Consider the following 20,007-nt stretch of genomic DNA (forward strand, 5'->3'; position numbering starts at 1 on the left):
GACTATTCCGGTTATATTGAATAAGAACTTTATAAATTTTTATTCTTCGTTGGCACCATACGTGTCTTGCTACATCACTGTTCAGGAGCATTTAAATATTATTTGTAGAGCTGAGTGGCAATTATTGCAGATAATGCTTAACTCATCATATTAGTTCAGGTTTGAGCGATTTTTGATAGTCAAAACCCCCTCTGGTGCCATACTTTTTTCATAAATATTTTTAAAATCTATAGCTCACAAATATTATGCAAAGATAATGGGCTGGCATACATTGTCAGTATCATTCATTTACTGCTCTGTATGTTATGAATCATTATGTTGTATGTTTGCTCTTAAACCGTGGGAAGGAGGCTATAATGGTTGCCAATATTAATCTCATTAAACAAGAAAGTTATTCTGTTGTTAATTTAGAAAAACAACTAATGAGTAATAAATCACCGAAGCAAACGCTATTAAATCAATTTTCAGGTAATGACTCCAACTTACTGATAGTGTTTTATGTTCAGATAATGCCCGATGACCTTGTCATGCAGCTCCACCGATTTTGAGAACGACAGTGACTTCCGTACCAGCCTTGCCAGATGTTGTCTCAGATTCAGATTATGTCGCTCAATGCGCTGAGTGTAACGCTTGCTGATAACGTGCAGCTTTCCCTTCAGGCGTGATTCATACAGCGGCCAGCCATCCGTCATCCATACCACGACCTCAAAGGCCGACAGCAGGCTCAGAAGACGCTCCAGTGTGGCCAGAGTGCGTTCACCGAAGACGTGCGCCACAACCGTCCTCCGTATCCTGTCATACGCGTAAAACAGCCAGCGCTGACGTGATTTAGCACCGACGTAGCCCCAATGTTCGTCCATTTCAGCGCAGACAATCACATCACTGCCCGGTTGTATGCGCGAGGTTACCGACTGCGGCCTGAGTTTTTTAAGTGACGTAAAACCGTGTTGAGGCCAACGCCCATAATGCGTGCACTGGCGCGACATCCGACGCCATTCATGGCCATATCAATGATTTTCTGGTGCGTACCGGGCTGAGAGGCGGTGTAAGTGAACTGTAGTTGCCATGTTTTACGGCAATGAGAGCAGAGATAGCGCAGATGTCCGGCAGTGCTTTTGCCGTTACGCACCACGCCTTCAGTAGCGGAGCAGGAAGGACATCTGATGGAAATGGAAGCCACGCAAGCACCTTAAAATCACCATCATACACTAAATCAGTAAGTTGGCAGCATTACCGGTTTGTCGAGTAATAATGAATATGACCTGTTTAAAAATAGAGAAACCTCACTGTGGAAACGCAAAGTACCAGAAAGCGCAGCGCTGGCAATGACGGGAACAGTATATAAATTATTTGGTAATCGCTTACTCAACGCCCGCAATCAGTTAGATAAAAATCTCCTCGAAATGGCTATGCAAATGGTTTATGGCAAAGATATGGTGACAAAGTCCGGGGATATATTGATTGATATACAATTAAATAAGGATGGCAGTCTCCAGAGTAAGCACTACACACTTGATGTAGGTGAAGTTATAAACAGTTATAATATTGACCCTCTTTGTGAATGCTTCAAGTATTAATCAAACTTACTTACATGATAAAAATCCTGGTGACGTTATTAGCCTGTATGGCACTTTAGATAACATTCCCCTTGTAGTTAAGGAATGCACGGGTAAAAATCATCAAATTAATGTTAAAGCCAAATTGCCACAAGAACGAAGTGAAAAAGTTGAGGATATGTGTGAAAGAATGAAAGGTGGCATCTCTATGTTTAACCACACCACAAAAACAGCTGATAATATAGAGCATAATTTGCAGCTAAGTTTTCTCGTGGGTTCACGTCCGTCGATCACCAATAAATACTCAGCAAAAGATGTAGGTCCAGATATACTTGCATTGCCCGTCAACGTATATCATGCGGATTTTAAAATTAAAATCAATAATGCAGTGGAGAAGGCTTCATCAATTGTGTTATGTGCTGTGCAAAAAAATCTCCATGCAGCAAGGAAGGTTCTTAGCGGGATAATAGGAAATGTGCCAAAAAATAATAAACCAAAAACAATTATTTTTGATTTGCGTTTTCTTAGTGCAATTAAGCAGAAAGTTTTTTTGGGCAGTGAAAAACCGTTGTTTGTAAAGCATACCGCAATGATGAGGGAGGCATGTAAGGAATTACCGCAGTCAGTGGAATATGTTCCTTTAGCCTGTGAAGCGCATAGCCATCGCAGCGTCGCCCTTGCCAAAACCGTGGCTGCGCCCATCATGGCGACAGGTGTGGGCTTGGCATTAATGTATGCAACATCATCAGGACCGTATTATGCGCAAAGTCTTTCTGGTTCGCCGGATATCGAGATGATAAAAAATCGCATGGCTGAATTGTTTAACCAGTCGGATATTTCTGTGCGCAACAAATATAGCCCGGCTTTTGATAAATGGAATGAACTGGTAGATAAATTAAATCACGAAAGAAATACAGTTCCGTTTGCGTGTTTGACCACCATTTTAGCGACGGCGATAAATGAAACTCTTGAGGGGGATACGAATGTTGCCGTTGTGATGGGGTGTAAATCTGCGAAAGATCGCACGATATCCATTGTCCTTGGCAACTCGATGTTGCAAACACTCCTTGAAAAACGCCTCGCCGATAGTGGAGAAATAGAAAATCTTTTTGATCAACAGGGATATTTTAGTTGCGATTCATTAACACCCGAAGAATTAATGATGTTAAAAGACCTTTTTGATATTCGAGTTCTTCATGTCTCTAACAAATTCAATGTTGGATTGCAAGGTAATATCAACACTGATGTTTTACAAGATTCGTTTTTTAAAAATGTCGATTTCATTCATGAATATAACTCGTATACCGTAGGGATGGGAGTCTGACGAGTAAAACTCATTAGGATTATCAGAATTCGGACAATGCATTGCAAAAATGACATACAAAGAGAGATGTGTGCAGGTACTTAGCCGCGAGGGGCATGGCGAAGCCATACAGAAAGTACCAGTATTCAGAACTCCAGTGAAAGCGGCATAGTGGCCGCCTGCTCAGGAGTTTTGCTATGACCCGTAATCGTGCTGAACGTCGCCACCCTATGATGCGATTAAAAAAACTCATCGTCGCGCTGATGATTGACGTCAATGCTATCGGATGATGCCGGGGGTGTTCCGGAAGGAATTCCTTGTTTCCCGAACTGTTACCAACAAAATTATAACGATGAGCAAGTAAAGACCGGTTGGTGGCAGTACTGACCGGTCTGTGATGAAAGATTAATTTCACCTTAAATCCTGGTGCTGTTAGGATGCTGACGTTTTTCGGCTACACCATTCAGATTATGTAAATAAATATCCCTGAATATAATATATTCATAGCACCCATAACTCATCCTGGGCGATAACTAAACCATTTTTGAGTAATAAATGAAACAACTGCAACGCTCTTATTATTTCTGGAAAACGCCTCGCAAAAACAAAATGACATGCAAAAATCCGCATTTTTTTAAATGCTTTTCCGGCGTAATTTTCGCACATACATTAATGAGTAATATATGTAAGGTGGTGGTAATGGCGATGAATACGGTTTTTCTTCATTTATCAGAAGAGGCAATTAAACGGCTGAACAAGCTTCGGGGCTGGCGTAAGGTTTCACGATCTGCAATTTTACGCGAAGCGGTTGAGCAATATCTGGAGCGGCAGCAATTTCCGGTGCGTAAAGCAAAGGGAGGCAGGCAAAAGGGGGAGGTAGTTGGTGTTGATGATCAGTGTAAGGAGCATAAGGAATGAAAAAAATTTTTCATTCTTGAATATAAAAAACAGATGCCCTTATTCTGGTATTAATACAAGGCTGTTTTACTTGAACTTATAATAACTGCAACTGTTACATCGTATCTGGAAAACGCCTCGCAAAAATAAAAAATGATGCGTAAATGAGCTTTCTTTAAAGATTCGGCAAGGGTACTTTTCTCTCCATAGATTCAAAAATGATATTGGCGAGATATTTATGAACTCTCTGGCAGGTATAGATATGGGCAGAATTTTACTCGATTTATCGAATGAGGTGATTAAGCAACTTGATGATCTCGAGGTGCAGCGTAATCTTCCTCGTGCGGACCTATTAAGGGAAGCGGTAGATCAATACCTGATAAATCAATCGCAAACAGCAAGAACCAGTGTTCCTGGCATCTGGCAAGGGTGTGAGGAAGATGGTGTCGAATATCAGCGTAAGCTGCGCGAGGAATGGTAATGGGAAAAAATGATGTCAATCAGATTGCTGACAACGTGCGCGTTGTTCATGCCGGATGCGGCGTGAACGCCTTATCCGGCCTACAAAGTCATGCAAATTCAATATATTGAAGTTTATTGGTAGGCCTGATAAGCGCAGCGCATCAGGCAATCATACGCTTGTCATCAGTGACATACCCATAACCTTATCGATGTGTTGGAGGGAAGAACGAGGCAAACAGACAATTGCGGCATGATCTTGAATGGGTAACGCGGAATACGAGAGATGGTGTCGTCACACCCTATGAGCTGTAATCCGGGCGACCTGCGCCACCCGGAAAACGTCAGAGATTACTCTCCTTCACCCGGAAACAGGAACGGGTTAATGGAACTACGGGCGTAGCCTTCTTGCTCCATTCGCGCGTCCAGTACCAGAGAGGCGAGGTCATCTGCCACGGCTTCAACTTTCGGTTCTTTTTCCTGATAAAGAATCTTCAGGTAAGTGCCGCAGTCATCGCAGCTTTCGGCTTTAATCGCGGCCTGTTCGTCATCCAGCGACCAGTAATGCAGTTTGCCGCTCTGCTCGCAGTTGCTGCATTTTACGCGCACTACGTGCCATTCGGTTTCACACAGGTTGCAGTGCAGGTAACGCAGACCCTGAGTGGTGCCAATTTGCACCATGCTGGACACCGGCATAGAGCCACATACCGGGCAATATTGACGTTGTTCGCCGTATTCAGCGCGGGCTTTGCCGGGGATCAGATTGGCCATCTGCGCCCAGTAGAGCGACAGCGCAGCCCAGATAAACGGCGCTTTATCGCTGCTGACGGACGAGAAATCAGAGGCAAACAGCGCGCTGGCCATATCTTCCAGCTCCTGAGTCGATGCCTTCTCCAGATTCTCAATCACTGCCAGCGCCGGGCCGCTCATTTCAGGTTTCAGCTCAGCAATTAGCGCCATCAGCAGCTTTTGCCAGTGCTTATCACGCGGCAGAACGTGAATATCCAGCGGGGGCTTGCCCTGTGCGCTGGCTTCTTTAATGCGCGCGGTCAGATCCATCTCCAGCGGATGGTCGTACAGCACCACTTTCTGGGCGTGGGCGATAAGCGCAGCAAAGCGCAGGTAATCACCCAGCGGATTATTTTCTGCCAGCTCGCGCAGACGCTCGGCGCGGCGGTTGTATAAATTCTTGAGCCGAGGGAACAATAACGGCGGAATCATATCCGCCGTACGTTTCTCGCTCGAACCCAGCTCATCTTGCGGGATTATGCGAATACTCATTCAGCTTTCTTTTCCGTTGTCTTGCGGACCTCACGGTACCAGCGCGGGTGATGTTTCTTCGCCCAGGCGCTGGTAACCCATCCTTCCACCATGGCGGTAATCGTGCCTTTCACCCAAAGGGCGGCGTAGATATGCACCATGATAACCACAATTAACGCCACTGCGGCAAATGAATGCAGCATTAACGCGAATCGGATCACCGGGATTGAGAAAGCAGGCGCAAAATAAGGACGCCAGATAATCACGCCGCTCACCAGCAGCAGAACCAGGAAAATAATCGCCGCCCAGAAAACGCATTTCTGACCGAAGTTATAACGCCCGGTGTCACCTACTTCCTCGTTGACGACGATCTTACGAATATTCTTCGCCCAAAAGATATCATCCCGATTGATTAGGTTTTGATGCCAGTAACGGAAAAACATGATGATGAACGAGGCAAACATAACCACGCCGACAAACGGGTGCAGAATTCGCGCCAGCTGCGGTGTGCCCATGATTTGCATCAACCAGTTGAAGGACGGGAACAAAAAGCCCAGCCCGCTCACCGCCGCCAGGATGAAGCAGAAGGCGGTGATCCAGTGGTTGATACGTTCCGGCGCGGTGTAGCGCACGATGGTGTCACGTCGTTTCATTTGCGCTCCTCGTCTTTCTCTTCGTGCAGATTATTCTCTTCCTCATCCGCACGGTTCGGACCGACACCCACGTAGTGGAAGATACTGGCCGCAAAGGTAGCCGCAAAGCCAACAGCCGCGAGCGGTTTCCAGATGCCTTTCCAGAATTTCACGGTTTCGCTGATTTCCGGGTTCTCCGGCAAGCCATGATACAGATTTGGCTTGTCAGCATGGTGCAGCACGTACATGACGTGTGTACCACCGACGCCTGCCGGATCGTACAGACCCGCATTGTCGTAACCGCGGGTTTTCAGCTCAGCAACGCGCTCGCTCGCCAGCGTTTTCATCGACTCTTTCGTGCCGAAGTGAATCGCGCCCGTTGGGCAGGTCTTCACGCAGGCTGGTTCTTGCCCAACCACCACGCGGTCAACGCACAGCGTACATTTGTAGACGCGGTTGTCTTCCGGGTTGAGGCGCGGAATGTCGAACGGACAGCCCGCAATGCAATAACCGCAGCCAATGCACTGCTCGGACTGGAAGTCGACGATACCGTTGGCATACTGAATAATTGCACCTTCCGCCGGGCACGCTTTCAGGCAGCCTGGATCGGAACAGTGCATACAGCCGTCTTTGCGGATCAGCCATTCCAGTTTGTCGTTCTGCTCCACTTCCGAGAAGCGCATTACCGTCCACGATTTGGCGCTTAAATCATTGGGGTTGTCGTACACCCCAATGTTATTGCCGACGGTATCGCGAATGTCGTTCCACTCTGAACACGCCACCTGACAGGCTTTACAGCCGATACAGGTGGTAACGTCGATGAGTTTCGCCACTTCTTCCTGGAAGTCCCGCGCCTGAGGCGCGGGGGTCAGACCGTTAGTCGCGGAACGACGAATGATATCTTGAGATTGATAAGCCATATGTCGTCTCCGTTACACCTTTTCCACATTCACAAGGAAGGACTTAAACTCCGGCGTCTGCGTGTTCGCATCACCAACGAATGGCGTTAAAGTATTGGCAATAAAGCCTTTTTTAGCTACGCCTTCATAGCCCCAGTGAATCGGAATACCGATGGTATCGATATCTTTGCCGTTCGCTTTCAGCGTGCGAATACGTTTGGTCACCACCGCTTTGGCTTTGATATAGCCACGGTTGGAGGAGACTTTCACGGTATCGCCCTGGGCAATGCCAAGTTTATTCGCCAGCGACTCCCCGATTTCCACAAACTGCTCTGGCTGCAAAATCGCGTTCAACAGCGCGTGTTTGGTCCAGTAGTGGAAGTGCTCGGTCAGACGATAGGTGGTTCCGACATACGGGAACTTATCGGCTTTACCCAATGCTTCGGCGTCGTCTTTAAAGATACGTGCAGCTGGGTTCGAGATAACGTTTGGATGCAGCGGGTTAGTTCCCAGCGGCGTTTCAAACGGCTCGTAGTGTTCCGGGAACGGACCTTCCGCCATCTTATCGAGGGCAAACAGACGCCCCATGCCTTCCTGCTGCATGATAAACGGCCCGACGCCGCTACCCGGAGGCGCTGCGCTGTAGTCCGGAATATCCCAGCCGGTCCACTTAGTGCCGTCCCATTTCAGCAACTGACGCTTCGGATCCCACGGGTTACCCTGCGGATCTGCGGAGGCGCGGTTATACAGAATGCGGCGGTTAAGCGGCCATGCCCATGCCCAGCCCAGCGTGTTACCGAGGCCAGACGGATCGGCGTTATCACGACGCGCCATCTGGTTGCCTTCCGGCGTCCAGCTACCGGCGAAAATCCAGCAGCCACAGGAGGTTGTACCGTCATCGCGCAATTGGGCGAACGAGCTAAGTTGTTGGCCTTTCTTGACGATAACCGCACCGGTTGCCGGATCGGTAATATCGGCCAGCGCCTTACCGTTGCTCTCCATCGCTACTTCTTCCGACTTCGGCTCATGCGGAATGGCGTAGTTCCAGGTCATGTTCAGCACCTGATCCGGGTTCGCGCCACCCTGTTCGGCATACATCTTGCGCAAGCGCAGGAAGATACCGGAGAGGATCTCACCGTCAGTCAGCGCAATCCCCGGGGCGTCCGCACCTTTCCAGTGCCACTGCAACCAGCGACCTGAGTTAACGATTGAACCGTTCTCTTCTGCGAAGCAGGTCGATGGCAGACGGAACACTTCGGTCTGGATCTTCGACGAGTCAACTTCGTTCAGCTCACCGTGGTTCTGCCAGAAGTTAGAGGTTTCAGTGTTCAGTGGGTCGATGGTGACGAGGAACTTCAGTTTCGACAGACAACCGATCACTTTGTTTTTGTTCGGGAATGAGGCAACAGGGTTAAAGCCCTGGCAGATATAGCCATTGACCTTGCCCTCTTTCATCATCTCGAAGTATTGCAGGACGTCGTAGCCTTTATCCCACTTCGGCAACCAGTCAAAGCCCCAGCTATTTTCCGCCGTCGCTTTATCACCAAAGAAGGCCTTCATCATAGAGACGAAGAATTTCGGGTAGTTGCCCCAGTAGTTTACCTGGCCTTCCAGCAGCGGTTTTGGCGTGTTGGCGGTAAGGTAGGTTTGCAGATCGGTCTGCTTCTCGCTTGGCAGCGTCATGTAACCTGGCAGACTCTGCGACAGTAGCCCCAGGTCCGTCAGCCCCTGAATATTGGAGTGACCGCGCAGGGCGTTAACGCCGCCGCCGGCCATCCCCATATTGCCGAGCAGCAGCTGGATCATCGCCATCGTACGAATGTTTTGCGCACCAACGGAGTGTTGCGTCCAGCCGAGGGCATACAGGAACGAGGCAGTTTTATCGTGAGCACTGGTTTCTGCGATGTATTCGCAGACTTTCAGGAACGCGTCTTTTGGCGTACCACAGATGTTTTCAACCACATCTGGCGTGTAGCGGGAAACGTGCTGTTTCAGCAAGTTCCACACGCAGCGCGGATGTTGCAGCGTGGTATCGCGTTTGGCGAAGCCGTTTTCGTCCAGTTCATAAGTCCAGGAGGATTTATCGTACTTGCGTTTTTCCGCGTCGTAGCCGGTGAACAGGCCATCTTCAAAGCCGTAATCCTCACGCACGATCAGGCTGGCGTTGGTATAGGCTTCGGTGTATTCGTGGTTGAATTTTTCATTGTTCAGCAGGTACAGCAATACGCCTGACAGGAAAGCAATGTCAGTACCGGAACGAATAGGGGCATAGTAGTCAGCTACCGCCGCCGTACGCGTAAAGCGAGGATCGATCACAATCAGCTTCGCGCCGTTGTGAATTTTGGCTTCCATCGCCCAGCGGAACCCGACCGGGTGAGCTTCAGCGGCGTTACCGCCCATCACCACGACGAGGTTGGCGTTCTTGATGTCGACCCAGTGGTTGGTCATCGCACCGCGACCAAATGTTGGAGCAAGACTTGCTACCGTTGGTCCGTGTCAGACACGCGCCTGGTTGTCGACCGCGAGCATACCCAGCGCGCGGGAGAATTTTTGCGTTAAATAGCCGGTTTCGTTACTCGACGCGGAAGCACACAGCATCCCGGTGGAGAGCCAGCGGTTAACAGTCACGCCTTCGGCGTTTTGCGCAATGTAGTTAGCATCGCGGTCTTCTTTCATCAGTTTGGCGATGCGATCAAACGCCTCTTCCCAACTGATTTGCTGCCATTTATCAGAACCTGGCGCACGGTATTCCGGAAACTTCAGACGGCTTTCGGAGTGGATGAAATCCACCAGGCCAGCGCCTTTCGGACAAAGTGCACCGCGGTTGACCGGGTGATCCGGATCGCCTTCGATATGGAAGATAGATGCTTTGGCGTTTTTTGCTCCGTCACCGAGGCTGTACATCAACAGCCCACAGCCTACGGAACAATAGGTGCAGGTATTACGGGTTTCGCGGGTGCGCAGCAGTTTATACTGCCGGGTTTCCGCGAGTGCTACGCTGGGTGCAAAACCCAGTGCCGCTGCCGTGGTGCCTGCCATACCGCCAGCGCAGATCTTAAAGAACTGCCTTCTGCTGACCTGCATGGATTGCTCCTTGTTTCGACATTGTCACGTCCCATTTACATTCGCTTGCTGCGTGTGCAGGGAGTGGGAGTTATTTTTCTTTGCGGAAGGGGCCGCAAAGGTCCAGAATTGGCTCAATTTCCCTCCATCTAGGAAGGGTTTGTAACAGAATACCATAATGTTGGTGTGTATGTTCTTATCTGGTTAAGAGAAAGTGAAAAAAACACAGCGAAAAGAAATCGAAAATGTGACAAATATCACAGGTGTTCGTCAAATTGAGTTATGGCGGCGTGATGATTTACAACACCCACGGTTAGATGAGGTCGCGGAAGAAGTTCCCGTTGCGCTGGTCTACAACGGCATTTCGCATGTGGTGATGATGGCGTCGCCCAAAGACCTTGAGTACTTTGCGCTCGGTTTTTCGCTTTCCGAGGGGATAATAGAAAGTCCGCGCGATATCTTCGGCATGGATGTCGTTCCTTCCTGTAATGGTCTTGAAGTACAAATTGAGCTTTCCAGCCGCCGCTTTATGGGGTTGAAGGAGCGCCGCCGGGCGCTGGCGGGACGTACGGGCTGTGGCGTATGCGGCGTGGAGCAACTTAATGACATCGGAAAACCGGTGCAGCCGCTACCGTTCACCCAGACGTTTGATCTCAACAAACTGGATGATGCATTACGTCATCTCAACGATTTTCAGCCAGTGGGGCGACTGACTGGTTGTACTCACGCCGCTGCCTGGATGTTGCCATCTGGCGAACTGGTCGGCGGGCATGAAGACGTGGGTCGCCATGTGGCGCTGGACAAACTGTTAGGCCGCCGGTCACAAGAAGGGGAAAGCTGGCAGCAAGGTGCGGTACTGGTTTCCAGTCGTGCCAGTTATGAAATGGTGCAAAAGTCGGCGATGTGCGGCGTAGAGATTTTGTTTGCGGTGTCTGCCGCGACCACGCTTGCTGTAGAAGTGGCTGAGCGCTGTAATCTGACACTGGTAGGTTTTTGTAAACCGGGTCGGGCAACGGTTTATACCCATCCGCAGCGTTTGAGCAATTAATTAAAATAAGTCCTGCGATATATATTAAATTGCAGGACTTATTCATTTCGTGAATTGGTAATGACTCCAACTTACTGATAGTGTTTTATGTTCAGATAATGCCCGATGACCTTGTCATGCAGCTCCACCGATTTTGAGAACGACAGTGACTTCCGTCCCAGCCTTGCCAGATGTTGTCTCAGATTCAGATTATGTCGCTCAATGCGCTGAGTGTAACGCTTGCTGATAACGTGCAGCTTTCCCTTCAGGCGTGATTCATACAGCGGCCAGCCATCCGTCATCCATACCACGACCTCAAAGGCCGACAGCAGGCTCAGAAGACGCTCCAGTGTGGCCAGAGTGCGTTCACCGAAGACGTGCGCCACAACCGTCCTCCGTATCCTGTCATACGCGTAAAACAGCCAGCGCTGACGTGATTTAGCACCGACGTAGCCCCAATGTTCGTCCATTTCAGCGCAGACAATCACATCACTGCCCGGTTGTATGTGCGAGGTTACCGACTGCGGCCTGAGTTTTTTAAGTGACGTAAAACCGTGTTGAGGCCAACGCCCATAATGCGTGCACTGGCGCGACATCCGACGCCATTCATGGCCATATCAATGATTTTCTGGTGCGTATCGGGCTGAGAGGCGGTGTAAGTGAACTGTAGTTGCCATGTTTTACGGCAATGAGAGCAGAGATAGCGCTGATGTCCGGCAGTGCTTTTGCCGTTACGCACCACGCCTTCAGTAGCGGAGCAGGAAGGACATCTGATGGAAATGGAAGCCACGCAAGCACCTTAAAATCACCATCATACACTAAATCAGTAAGTTGGCAGCATTACCGGATATTGCGGCCACTCATCGGTCAGTTGATTACGCAGGGCGTAAATCGCCAGAATCAGGCTGGAGAGATAATCACCCTGTATGAGCGGCCAGCGGTGTTGGTTGTCGCAGGCCGTGGATAAATGCTGAAGGTTGTCTCGTGTTATGCCCGCCAGCGGAATTAAAAACGGATCTTTGCGCAGCAAGTTCGCCAGCAAGATAACGAGTTTCTCTTCTGTCTCATCAATGAAATGGCCCAAACCAGGGCGGCTGGCCAGGCAACAAGTGCGTTCATAACGCTGTTTTAACTGGGGCAGACGCTCTGCTACCCACGTTTCTGGCAAATTAAGCGCCGAGGCGAGTTGCGCACGGGGAGTGAAAGTATTCAGTAATAACAGCGCCAGCAGCCGATCGTCGTTATCGTGCTTTTGCAGCAACTGAAAAAAGCTGCGGCGCTCGAAGATTTCCAGCTGATAGCCCGCACTGCCACTGGCGAAAATGCGGGCTTTGCCGTTAAGGGTAAAGTTGAGATAGTCAATATCACGCAGGATGGTCCTGCCTGAAACGCCAGTCTGTTGCGCCAGCTCACCAGGCGTGCGCGGCTGTTGCTCCAGCAGATCGACAATCTTTAACTGGCGTTCGTTTAGCATTAATCCACCTGACGGAACTGGCTAAACGCGTTGACTTTCTCCGCGGTTAAGGTCGTCAGAAAACCCCGTATCAACGTGAGCAGAGCATCGTAATCGGCTTTTGAAATCATGCCGCTGTTAGCGTGCAGATAGCGGGTTGGCAGGCACAGCGCAACAACCGGACGCCCGCCGCCCATCACGTTGTAGCGCCCGCCATCCGTCGCTCCGGTTTTCATGGTGGAAAATTGCAGCGGTAAATCGTTATGTGCGGCACAGTTTTTTAACGCTGCTACCAGTTTCTGGTTGGGGAAGTAGCGCTTGTCAAACAGCATCAGCCCCGGCCCCTGGCCCAGTTTCAGCGGGTATTTAATGTTATCAATGCCCGGAACATCGCCTGCGACAGCGGTATCCAGCACGATCACTACATCCGGTTTAATGTGTTCCGCCGAGGTTTGTGCCCCGCGTAGCCCAACTTCTTCTTCCACGCTGCCGACGCCATACAGCGTAATTTCGGGATTATTCACCGTCTGCAATAGTTCAGCCATCATTGCGCAGCCGATGCGGTTATCCAGCGCCTTGCCGACCACTTTATCTTCGCCCCAGCAGGCAAAATTGGCTTCCGGGCTAATAAAATCGCCCATCGCCACACCGCGTTTTTCCACCTCATCGCGACTGTTTGCGCCAATATCAATGAACATCTCATCAAATGACAGCGGCTGTTGCCTTTGCTTTTCCGTTAACGCATGAGGCGCGACGAAACCAATCACACCAGGGATTTTCACTCCCTTGTGTGTGCGTATGGTTACCCGATGGTTGAGCATCGACTGATTCCACCAGCCACCAATGGTGGTGAAACGCAGAAAACCGCTCTCGTCGATGTGGGTGACCATAAAGCCGACTTCATCCATATGCCCGACAACGGCAACTTTTGGACCTTTATTTCCCTTACGGGCAACAAAGCTGCCCAGACCATCAAAGGTGATTTCATTAACGCAAGGTTCCAGCGTGTTTATCAGGATGTCGCGAACTTCCTGTTCATCGCCGCTAACGGCGCTGGCTTCGCACAACTGTTGCAGTAACTCAATGTTCATGGACAAGCTCCTGTTGCGCGGCTTTCGCTTTGCGGCGTAACCACAATCCTTTCAGGACGATAATGAATGAAATGTTCAGCGCGAGGCCAATCGCCAGCACCAGATAAAACGAACCTACCGGCGACATCAGGCCGATCAGCGGGTCAAAGATACCCAAACCAGGTGCCAGACGTTTGATTCCGAAAGCGATCACCAGCACGCCGGTAATGCCGCCCGCCAGCGTATTGGCGGTAATCATCGGCAACGGAGCTGCCAGAGCGTAAGGTATAGCCGGTTCGGTTGCGACTGTGGCACCGACCACAATGGCACTACTGGCAGCCTCTTTTTCCTGTCGGGTAAACAGTTTGGGCGCAATGAACGTCGCAAGACCCGCCGCAACGGGCGGCATCAACGCGACAACGCCGACGATGGCGTACCAGTCATAAATGTGTTTTTCCAGCAGTGAGAAGCAGAAGAACCAGGCGGTTTTATTGATGGGGCCGCCCATATCGAACGCCAGCATCGCACCGACCAGAAACGCTGCCGCAAACTTCATTGATGGAGGAATGGTATTCAGGAAGTGGAGCAGCCCGCCCATGAGGTCGGACATCACCGGCCCGATAACGTAGTAAGTGAGCACGCCGAAAACCAGCAGAGTAACGAACGGGATCAGCATTGAACCGAGCAGCGGTTGTAATGCTTTGCCAAGGCGCACTTTGCGGAACCAGAAGACGAAATAGCCAATCGCCAGCCCCAGCACCACCGCGCCGAGGAATCCCGCACCCGACTGGGTGCCGAGCAGCGCTTTGTCGTTCGCCAGATAGCAAACCAGAAACGCCGGAGCGAAAGCCGGTTTATCGGCAATCGACGAGGCAATATAAGCGCCCATGATGGGGATCATAAAGGTGAAGCCAAGGTAACCGATGGATTCAACTACCCAGGTAAACGACGGCGCGCCTTTCGACATATCGGTATACGGCAAACCGAACTGCACCAGCATGTTGGCAAGCGCCACCAGGATACCACCGCCGATGACAAACGGCAGCGCCGCAGAGACGCCCGCCATCAGGTGGCTCATCACGCTGCCGCTTTGCACTTCCTGTTTGCCAAGCTTCACGCCGCTATCTGCGGCAAAAAGCTGCGAGTTTGTCGGTAATTCGCTGAAAATCTGGTCGATATTTTTCAACGCCAGGGAGATGGCAATCTCATAAACTTTCTTCCCGGCAAACCGCGCGCGATCATCACCGCTCAGGCCACGCCCGGTAGCAAGAATGACGTAATCGGCAGCGGCAATCTCTTCGCTGGATAAGCGGTTTTCAACGCCACTGGACCCTTGAGTTTCCACTTTTATGGTATGGCCGAGAGAACGGGCTTTCTGTTCCAGGGCTTCCGCCACCATGTAGGTGTGAGCGATCCCGGCGGGGCAGTTGGTGATCGCGACAATACGTAAGGATGACTCCATCGCCACTTCCTTATGAGCTGAGGGTTTGATTTAACAAGGCCAGCACCTGGTCGGTATCGCCCTGTTGCAGTTGATGAATAAATTCCTGGTGAATAATTTTGCGACACAGTGTGCCGATGATTTTGACCTGATCCTCTTCGCCGCTTTGCGGCACGCCGAGGCAGATCCAGCAATTGACGTCTTCGCCATCGCTGGCTTTCCAGTCAATAGCCTGCGCTTTGCGGGCGAATAATACGAACGGTTGTTTAACGCAGGCGCTTTTACCGTGCGGCACTGCGACACCGGAACCAAATCCAGTAGAGTGCATTTTTTCGCGCAGCAGCAGGGTTTGCAGGAACTGGTGTGAGTCGGTGATAAAACCGTTTTGTAACGCTATTGTCGCCAACTGCTTCAGAACGGAATAAGCGCCATTGCCCTGAATATTCAGGTCAATACAGCTTGCAGTAAGAGCTGCCATTAATCGGACTCCATAAAATATATTTTAATCAATTGTAATGGTGGAGCGATTAAGTGATGAGAGGCGATATGTCGGTAAACAATGACAATTTGAGACAGAGTGAAAGGTCAGATTTGCGGAGTAATGCACATAATGGTTATTTAAATAAACCACATGAATCATTAATGGGTTATTCATTATTTTTGTGATTTACTCACAATGTATCAGGGAAATATAACTTACCGGGAGATGTAATATGTTTAATTTTTCAAATCGAAATTTAAAATATTGTGCCGGAGGCATCTCCGGCACATTGGGCAATTACGGCAGGTAAAACACTTCTTGCAGCTCGCTACTCACCGGGCTGTTATCTGGGTTAGCGGGCATAACATCGGTCATATATTTCCACCAACGTTGGCAAACATCAGTACTGGCTACCGCATTCCACCGTTCTTCAGATTCAATCTCTACCATGGCAAACAGCAGATTACGCGCTTTGTCGAGGTAAATGGCGTAGTTATGCACACCGTGAGATTTCAACACTGCTTCCAGTTCCGGCCAGATGGGATTATGCCGACGCTGATACTCTTCGTGGGCGTCGGGGTTTACCTGCATGACAAAGGCTTTGCGGATCATGTTTGCTCCTTACAGCGCCAGCGCACTGGCTAGTGGTGTAACGCCGAAGCGCTTGCCGAGCGCTATCAACTCTTCACGGCTGATGGTCTGTTTCATGCCGCCCATCGAATAAACCTTCACTAATACTTGTGCTGATTTTTCTGCGGTGTCGATTAAACCAAAGGCTTCATCCAGCGTCGGTCCGGAACCGAACACACCGTGGAAGGGCCACAACACCAGCGAATGTTTTTGCATCTCTTGTGCGGTCGCCTGGCCGATTTCGTCCGTGCCGGGCACCATCCACGGCAGAATGCCAACGCCATCCGGGAATACTACCAGACATTCGGTGCTGCCTTCCCACAGTTGGCGAGTAAAGACCGCGGTGTCGTTTTCCAGTACATAGGTGAGGGCGATCAGGTTGGTGGCGTGGCAGTGCATGATCACCCGATCTTTACCGTTGGTGGCTTTAATGCGCTCGCAGTGGGAGAGAAAGTGAGCCGGAAGTTCAGAAGTTGGAACGGCTTCGTTGGTTAACCCCCAGAGAATATGGTAGCCCGCGCCATCGCTGTCGACTTTTACGACGCCTAAGTTAGCTGCAGGATCGAGCTGGACGTTACGGAAGAATTTGCCGGAGCCGGTGACAATAAACGGCGTATTTGCCAGTAAAGGCATGGGTTGGCTGAGCGGAATATAGCGCGGTTGTGGGTGGAAGTTGTCGTGATAAAGCGCGATATCGGCGTCATCCAGGCGCAGCGTCAGGTTGCCGCCGTTGCGCTCGTCCCAGCCTTTCAGCTAGGCATCGGTGGTGGCTTTGATCATTCCCTGGACAAACCAGGACTGGGTAATGTTTTGCATGTTCTGTGTTCCTGTAAATTAGGTTGCCTTGTTTAGACATGGTGCGGCTTGTTCCCCTCACCCTAACCCTCTCCCCGTAGGGGCGAGGGGACTGTCCGGAGCGGTGTTCAGCTCCGTTGCCGCACGAGGCTATGTTTTTCTCCCTCGCCCTTTCAGGGAGAGGGCCGGGGTGAGGGTGACAGCCCGCATGGACATTCGACCCGTAGGCCGGATAAGGCGCTCGTGCCGCATCCGGCAGTGTTTACCCACGCTGGCTCAAAATCGCTTTCTCATAAGCCCGCACGCTCTCCAGCCATTCGCTACCTGCTGGCGTATCGTGATGTTGGCAATACATTTCCCAGACCGCCTGCCGCGGCAACGATTTCTGCTCTTCCAGCAGTGCCAGACGCGCAGTGTAATCGCCCGCCGCTTCCAGCTTGCGCAGCTCAGCGGTAGGTTCCAGCAACGCACGCAGCAGGGCTTTTTTCATATTGCGTGTACCAATGACCCACGCGGCAATGCGGTTGATAGAGGCATCGAAGAAGTCAAGGCCGATATGCACCCGGTCAAACAGATCGTGACGCACAATCTCACTGGCAATTGCCTGGGTTTCATCATCCAGCAGCACTACGTGATCGCTGTCCCAGCGAACCGGACGGCTGACGTGCAGCAGCAACTGCGGTACATACAGCATGGCGGCGGAAATCTTGTCGGAAATCACTTCAGTCGGGTGGAAGTGCCCGGCGTCCAGGCACAGCGCAGTCTGGCGGCTGGTGGCATACCCCATGTAAAACTCATTGGAGCCAACCGTGTAGCTCTCTGCGCCAATGCCAAACAATTTGCTCTCAACGGCGTCGATATGGTGCGCAGGGTTTAGCTTCTCGCTGATCACCTCATCCAGTGCTGCCAGCAGACGCTGACGCGGGGCGAGACGGTCAACGGTGATATCTTTCATACCATCCGGGATCCAGATGTTCATCACCGATGGTGTGCCGAGTTGCTCGCCAAAATAGGCCGAAACGCGACGGCTGGCTTTGCAGTGATCAATCCAGAACTGGCGAATGCTGTCGTCGGGATGCGAGAGCGTAAAGCCATCGGCGCTTAGCGGATGCGAAAAGCAGGAGGGGTTAAAATCCAGACCGAGCTGATTGGCTTTCGCCCATTCAACCCAGTTTTTGAAGTGCTCTGGTTTGATCTGGTCGCGCGAGACTGGCGTATCTGATTCCAGATAGATGGCATGTAAATTAAGCCGTTTCGGCCCCGGAATCAGCCGCATAGCCTGTTCCAGATCGGCACGTAGCTCACTGGCATTACGCGCTTTGCCCGGATAATTGCCTGTGGCCTGAATCCCCCCGGTCAGCGAACCTTCCGGGTTTTCAAAACCGGAAACATCATCGCCCTGCCAGCAGTGCATTGAAACGGGTAAACGATCAAGTTGGCGCAGCGCCTCCTCGACATCAATCCCCACCGCCGCGAAACGCTGTTTCGCCAGCTCCCAGGCCTGTTCCAGTTGAGTGGTCATGCGCAAAGCTCCTTTGTCTGTCGTGTAGAGTGAATCTGCGCCACATAGTGGGCAATTTCACTGTCAGGATTAGGGGTAAAGGTGGTCAGATTCGCGGTGGTGCTGACGACCTGACGGAAATCATCCACATTGTTGAGTTCATCCAGCGTCATTAACTCGATGCCGATATTGCCGAGCGTTGAGGCTTCAACAGGCCCGGCGATCACCCGAATACCGCAGGCATCGGCGCATAGCTGGTTGAGCAGCGTGTTCTGGCAGCCGCCGCCGACAATATGCAGTTGCGAGAAATCTTCACCGCGCAGCTGCGCCAGCTCATGCAACACATCGGCATACAGCAGCGCCAGACTGTCGAAAATACAGCGCGCCAGTTCAGCATCACTTCCCGGGATCGGTTGCGCCGTTTCCCGACACGCAGCCTGAATTTCGCTGCACATCTCGTCAGGATTAATAAAGCGATCGTCATTGGGATTGATGATGAAGCGGCAGGCCGGAAGTGCCTGTGTCGCGGCGATAAGCGCCGGGAGATCGTTGATTTGCCGTTCCTGAAGCACTCGCTGAAGCAGCCATAAGCCCATAATATTTTTCAGCACCCGATAGCGACCTTCCGCCCCGCCTTCATTGGTGATGTTGGCTGCCAGCGCCGTGTCATTGGTAAATGGCGTCTGGCTTTCGAAGCCCATCAATGACCAGGTGCCAGAAGAGAGATAAGCGGCGCGTGAACCGTTTAACGGCGAGGCGATAACCGCGCTGGCGGTATCATGGCTGGCAACGGCGACCACCGGAATCTCATTACCCTGCGGGCAAATCCAGTGCCCAATGACATTACCCGGATGCGTCGGGCGACCAAACCAGGCTTTGTTGGCCCCGCTCCACGCCAGTAGCGACTCGTCCCAGTCGTCGCTATTGATATTGACCAGTTGTGTGGTGGTGGCATTGGTATATTCCCAGTTCATCTTGCCGGTCAGGCGATAACTGAAGTAATCCGGCATCAGCAGAGCGTGAGCAATGTGTGGAATAAGTTCAGGTTGTTGCTCCGTCAGCGCACGCAACTGATAAAGCGTATTGAAGGGTAGAAACTGGATGCCGCTACGCTGATAAATATCGCGTTTGCCGAGTTGCTGTTGTGCCTGCGGCATCAGGCCATTGGTGCGGCTATCGCGATAAGCAACGGGCAGGCCCACACGCTGACCCTGTTGGTCGAGCAGCACAAAGTCCACGCCCCAGGTATCAATCCCAATGCTATCGATACGAATCCCTTCCTCGCACACCTTGTTTAATCCAAGGCGAATGGCACTTTCCAGGCTATCCACATCCCAGGTGACATAACCGTTTTGGCTATGCAGCCCATTGTTAAAACGATGGATTTCGCGCAGCGTCAGGCTGCGGCATTCACGCTCGTAACGCGCCAGCATCACGCGCCCACTGGATGCGCCGAGATCGACGGCGACACAATTGCGAAAGGTCATAATGTGATCCTGCTGAATTTCATTACGACCAGTCTAAAAAGCGCCTGAATTCG

17 protein-coding genes, 3 pseudogenes and 3 other annotated features are annotated in these 20,007 nt (G+C 51.1%); of the genes and pseudogenes, 4 read left to right on the top strand and 16 right to left on the bottom strand.

Features of this window, described 5'->3' with window-relative positions; translation table 11 throughout:
- Nucleotides 1–467: 467 nt before the first annotated feature.
- Nucleotides 468–1,235, bottom strand: a mobile genetic element.
- Both insB (SF3961) and insA (SF3962) read right to left on the bottom strand, forming a co-directional pair.
- Nucleotides 483–878 carry an insertion element IS1 protein InsB gene (gene insB, locus SF3961; RefSeq protein NP_709689.1) on the bottom strand — a complete coding sequence of 132 codons (396 nt, stop codon included), beginning with the start codon at nt 876–878 and terminating at the stop codon, nt 483–485. It overlaps the preceding feature by 396 nt.
- The gene (gene insA / locus SF3962; RefSeq protein NP_709690.1) at nt 905–1,180 is read right to left on the bottom strand and encodes an insertion element IS1 protein InsA; all 276 of its coding nucleotides are present in this window, start codon (nt 1,178–1,180) and stop codon (nt 905–907) included. It lies within the feature at nt 468–1,235.
- 3 nt (nt 1,236–1,238) lie before the next feature.
- Here insA (SF3962) and SF3963 point away from each other — a divergent pair.
- The 3 genes and pseudogenes from SF3963 to yiiF all read left to right on the top strand — a co-directional run bounded on the left by SF3963 (nt 1,239) and on the right by yiiF (nt 4,237).
- A pseudogene (locus SF3963) lies at nt 1,239–2,880 on the top strand.
- A 651-nt stretch (nt 2,881–3,531) separates the two neighbouring features.
- Nucleotides 3,532–3,777, top strand: a complete 246-nt coding sequence (gene yiiE, locus SF3965; RefSeq protein ID NP_709693.2) for a hypothetical protein — start codon at nt 3,532–3,534, stop codon at nt 3,775–3,777.
- Between the two features lie 217 nt (nt 3,778–3,994).
- Nucleotides 3,995–4,237, top strand: coding sequence for a hypothetical protein (yiiF, locus tag SF3966; protein ID NP_709694.2), 243 nt, complete (start codon nt 3,995–3,997; stop codon nt 4,235–4,237).
- 329 nt (nt 4,238–4,566) lie between these two features.
- Here the strand turns inward: yiiF and fdhE are convergent, their stop codons facing one another.
- From fdhE to fdoG, 4 genes are read right to left on the bottom strand one after another with little or no spacing between them, the layout of a single operon-like run.
- Nucleotides 4,567–5,496: a formate dehydrogenase accessory protein FdhE gene (gene fdhE / locus SF3967; RefSeq protein ID NP_709695.1), complete on the bottom strand. Its 930-nt coding sequence runs from the start codon at nt 5,494–5,496 to the stop codon at nt 4,567–4,569.
- Nucleotides 5,493–6,128, bottom strand: coding sequence for a formate dehydrogenase-O subunit gamma (gene fdoI / locus SF3968; protein ID NP_709696.1), 636 nt, complete (start codon nt 6,126–6,128; stop codon nt 5,493–5,495). The genes fdhE and fdoI overlap by 4 nt, the downstream gene beginning before the upstream one ends.
- Nucleotides 6,125–7,027 carry a formate dehydrogenase-O iron-sulfur subunit gene (gene fdoH / locus SF3969; RefSeq protein ID NP_709697.1) on the bottom strand — a complete coding sequence of 301 codons (903 nt, stop codon included), beginning with the start codon at nt 7,025–7,027 and terminating at the stop codon, nt 6,125–6,127. Before fdoH ends, fdoI begins: the two co-directional genes overlap by 4 nt.
- 12 nt (nt 7,028–7,039) lie before the next feature.
- Nucleotides 7,040–10,090 (bottom strand): formate dehydrogenase-O major subunit, encoded by a 3,051-nt coding sequence (fdoG, locus tag SF3970; protein ID NP_709698.1) that lies wholly within the window; start codon nt 10,088–10,090, stop codon nt 7,040–7,042.
- Nucleotides 10,091–10,283: 193 nt separating this feature from the next.
- Here fdoG and fdhD point away from each other — a divergent pair, with 193 nt between their 5' ends.
- Nucleotides 10,284–11,117, top strand: a complete 834-nt coding sequence (fdhD, locus tag SF3971; RefSeq protein ID NP_709699.1) for a formate dehydrogenase accessory protein — start codon at nt 10,284–10,286, stop codon at nt 11,115–11,117.
- A gap of 56 nt (nt 11,118–11,173) precedes the next feature.
- Nucleotides 11,174–11,941 (bottom strand) — a mobile genetic element.
- Here the strand turns inward: fdhD and insB (SF3972) are convergent.
- From insB (SF3972) to rhaB, 10 genes and pseudogenes are all read right to left on the bottom strand, one after another.
- Nucleotides 11,189–11,584, bottom strand: coding sequence for an insertion element IS1 protein InsB (gene insB / locus SF3972; protein ID NP_709700.1), 396 nt, complete (start codon nt 11,582–11,584; stop codon nt 11,189–11,191). Its footprint overlaps the feature before it by 396 nt.
- Entirely contained in the window at nt 11,611–11,886 is a 276-nt protein-coding gene (gene insA, locus SF3973; protein NP_709701.1) for an insertion element IS1 protein InsA, read from the bottom strand. (Lies within the feature at nt 11,174–11,941.)
- Nucleotides 11,920–12,570: a sequence feature (Similar to Escherichia coli K12 frv operon regulatory protein gi: 1790331 (583 aa). BLAST with identity of 99% in 209 aa. This CDS has been truncated. The sequence has been checked and is believed to be correct.), on the bottom strand.
- Nucleotides 11,920–12,570 (bottom strand): annotated as a pseudogene (gene frvR / locus SF3974). (Overlaps the previous feature by 651 nt.)
- On the bottom strand, nt 12,570–13,640 hold the full coding sequence (gene frvX / locus SF3975) for a peptidase (RefSeq protein ID NP_709702.2): 1,071 nt from the start codon (nt 13,638–13,640) through the stop codon (nt 12,570–12,572). Before frvX ends, frvR begins: the two are co-directional and overlap by 1 nt.
- Nucleotides 13,630–15,081, bottom strand: a complete 1,452-nt coding sequence (gene frvB, locus SF3976; RefSeq protein ID NP_709703.2) for a PTS system transporter subunits IIBC — start codon at nt 15,079–15,081, stop codon at nt 13,630–13,632. The genes frvX and frvB overlap by 11 nt, the downstream gene beginning before the upstream one ends.
- Before the next feature lie 10 nt (nt 15,082–15,091).
- Nucleotides 15,092–15,538: a PTS system fructose-family transporter subunit IIA gene (frvA, locus tag SF3977; RefSeq protein NP_709704.1), complete on the bottom strand. Its 447-nt coding sequence runs from the start codon at nt 15,536–15,538 to the stop codon at nt 15,092–15,094.
- Between the two features lie 300 nt (nt 15,539–15,838).
- Complete coding sequence (gene yiiL / locus SF3978) at nt 15,839–16,153, bottom strand: hypothetical protein (RefSeq protein NP_709705.1); 315 nt, start codon at nt 16,151–16,153, stop codon at nt 15,839–15,841.
- A gap of 9 nt (nt 16,154–16,162) precedes the next feature.
- Nucleotides 16,163–16,987 (bottom strand): annotated as a pseudogene (gene rhaD, locus SF3979).
- Between the two features lie 241 nt (nt 16,988–17,228).
- Nucleotides 17,229–18,488, bottom strand: a complete 1,260-nt coding sequence (gene rhaA / locus SF3980; RefSeq protein ID NP_709707.2) for an L-rhamnose isomerase — start codon at nt 18,486–18,488, stop codon at nt 17,229–17,231.
- Nucleotides 18,485–19,954 (bottom strand): rhamnulokinase, encoded by a 1,470-nt coding sequence (gene rhaB, locus SF3981; RefSeq protein NP_709708.1) that lies wholly within the window; start codon nt 19,952–19,954, stop codon nt 18,485–18,487. Before rhaB ends, rhaA begins: the two co-directional genes overlap by 4 nt.
- Between the last annotated feature and the right edge of the window lie 53 nt (nt 19,955–20,007).

The sequence above is a fragment of the Shigella flexneri 2a str. 301 genome, assembly GCF_000006925.2.
In the GTDB taxonomy this organism is placed as follows: domain Bacteria; phylum Pseudomonadota; class Gammaproteobacteria; order Enterobacterales; family Enterobacteriaceae; genus ECMA0423.

Bases quoted from the DNA above. Each gene is read 5' to 3' on its own strand.
- yiiE (NP_709693.2), top strand. From the start codon at position 3,532: ATGAGTAATATATGTAAGGTGGTGGTAATGGCGATGAATACGGTTTTT.
- yiiF (NP_709694.2), top strand. From the start codon at position 3,995: ATGAACTCTCTGGCAGGTATAGATATGGGCAGAATTTTACTCGATTTA.
- fdhE (NP_709695.1), bottom strand. From the start codon at position 5,496: ATGAGTATTCGCATAATCCCGCAAGATGAGCTGGGTTCGAGCGAGAAA.
- fdoI (NP_709696.1), bottom strand. From the start codon at position 6,128: ATGAAACGACGTGACACCATCGTGCGCTACACCGCGCCGGAACGTATC.
- fdoH (NP_709697.1), bottom strand. From the start codon at position 7,027: ATGGCTTATCAATCTCAAGATATCATTCGTCGTTCCGCGACTAACGGT.
- frvX (NP_709702.2), bottom strand. From the start codon at position 13,640: ATGAACATTGAGTTACTGCAACAGTTGTGCGAAGCCAGCGCCGTTAGC.
- frvB (NP_709703.2), bottom strand. From the start codon at position 15,081: ATGGAGTCATCCTTACGTATTGTCGCGATCACCAACTGCCCCGCCGGG.
- frvA (NP_709704.1), bottom strand. From the start codon at position 15,538: ATGGCAGCTCTTACTGCAAGCTGTATTGACCTGAATATTCAGGGCAAT.
- yiiL (NP_709705.1), bottom strand. From the start codon at position 16,153: ATGATCCGCAAAGCCTTTGTCATGCAGGTAAACCCCGACGCCCACGAA.
- rhaA (NP_709707.2), bottom strand. From the start codon at position 18,488: ATGACCACTCAACTGGAACAGGCCTGGGAGCTGGCGAAACAGCGTTTC.
- rhaB (NP_709708.1), bottom strand. From the start codon at position 19,954: ATGACCTTTCGCAATTGTGTCGCCGTCGATCTCGGCGCATCCAGTGGG.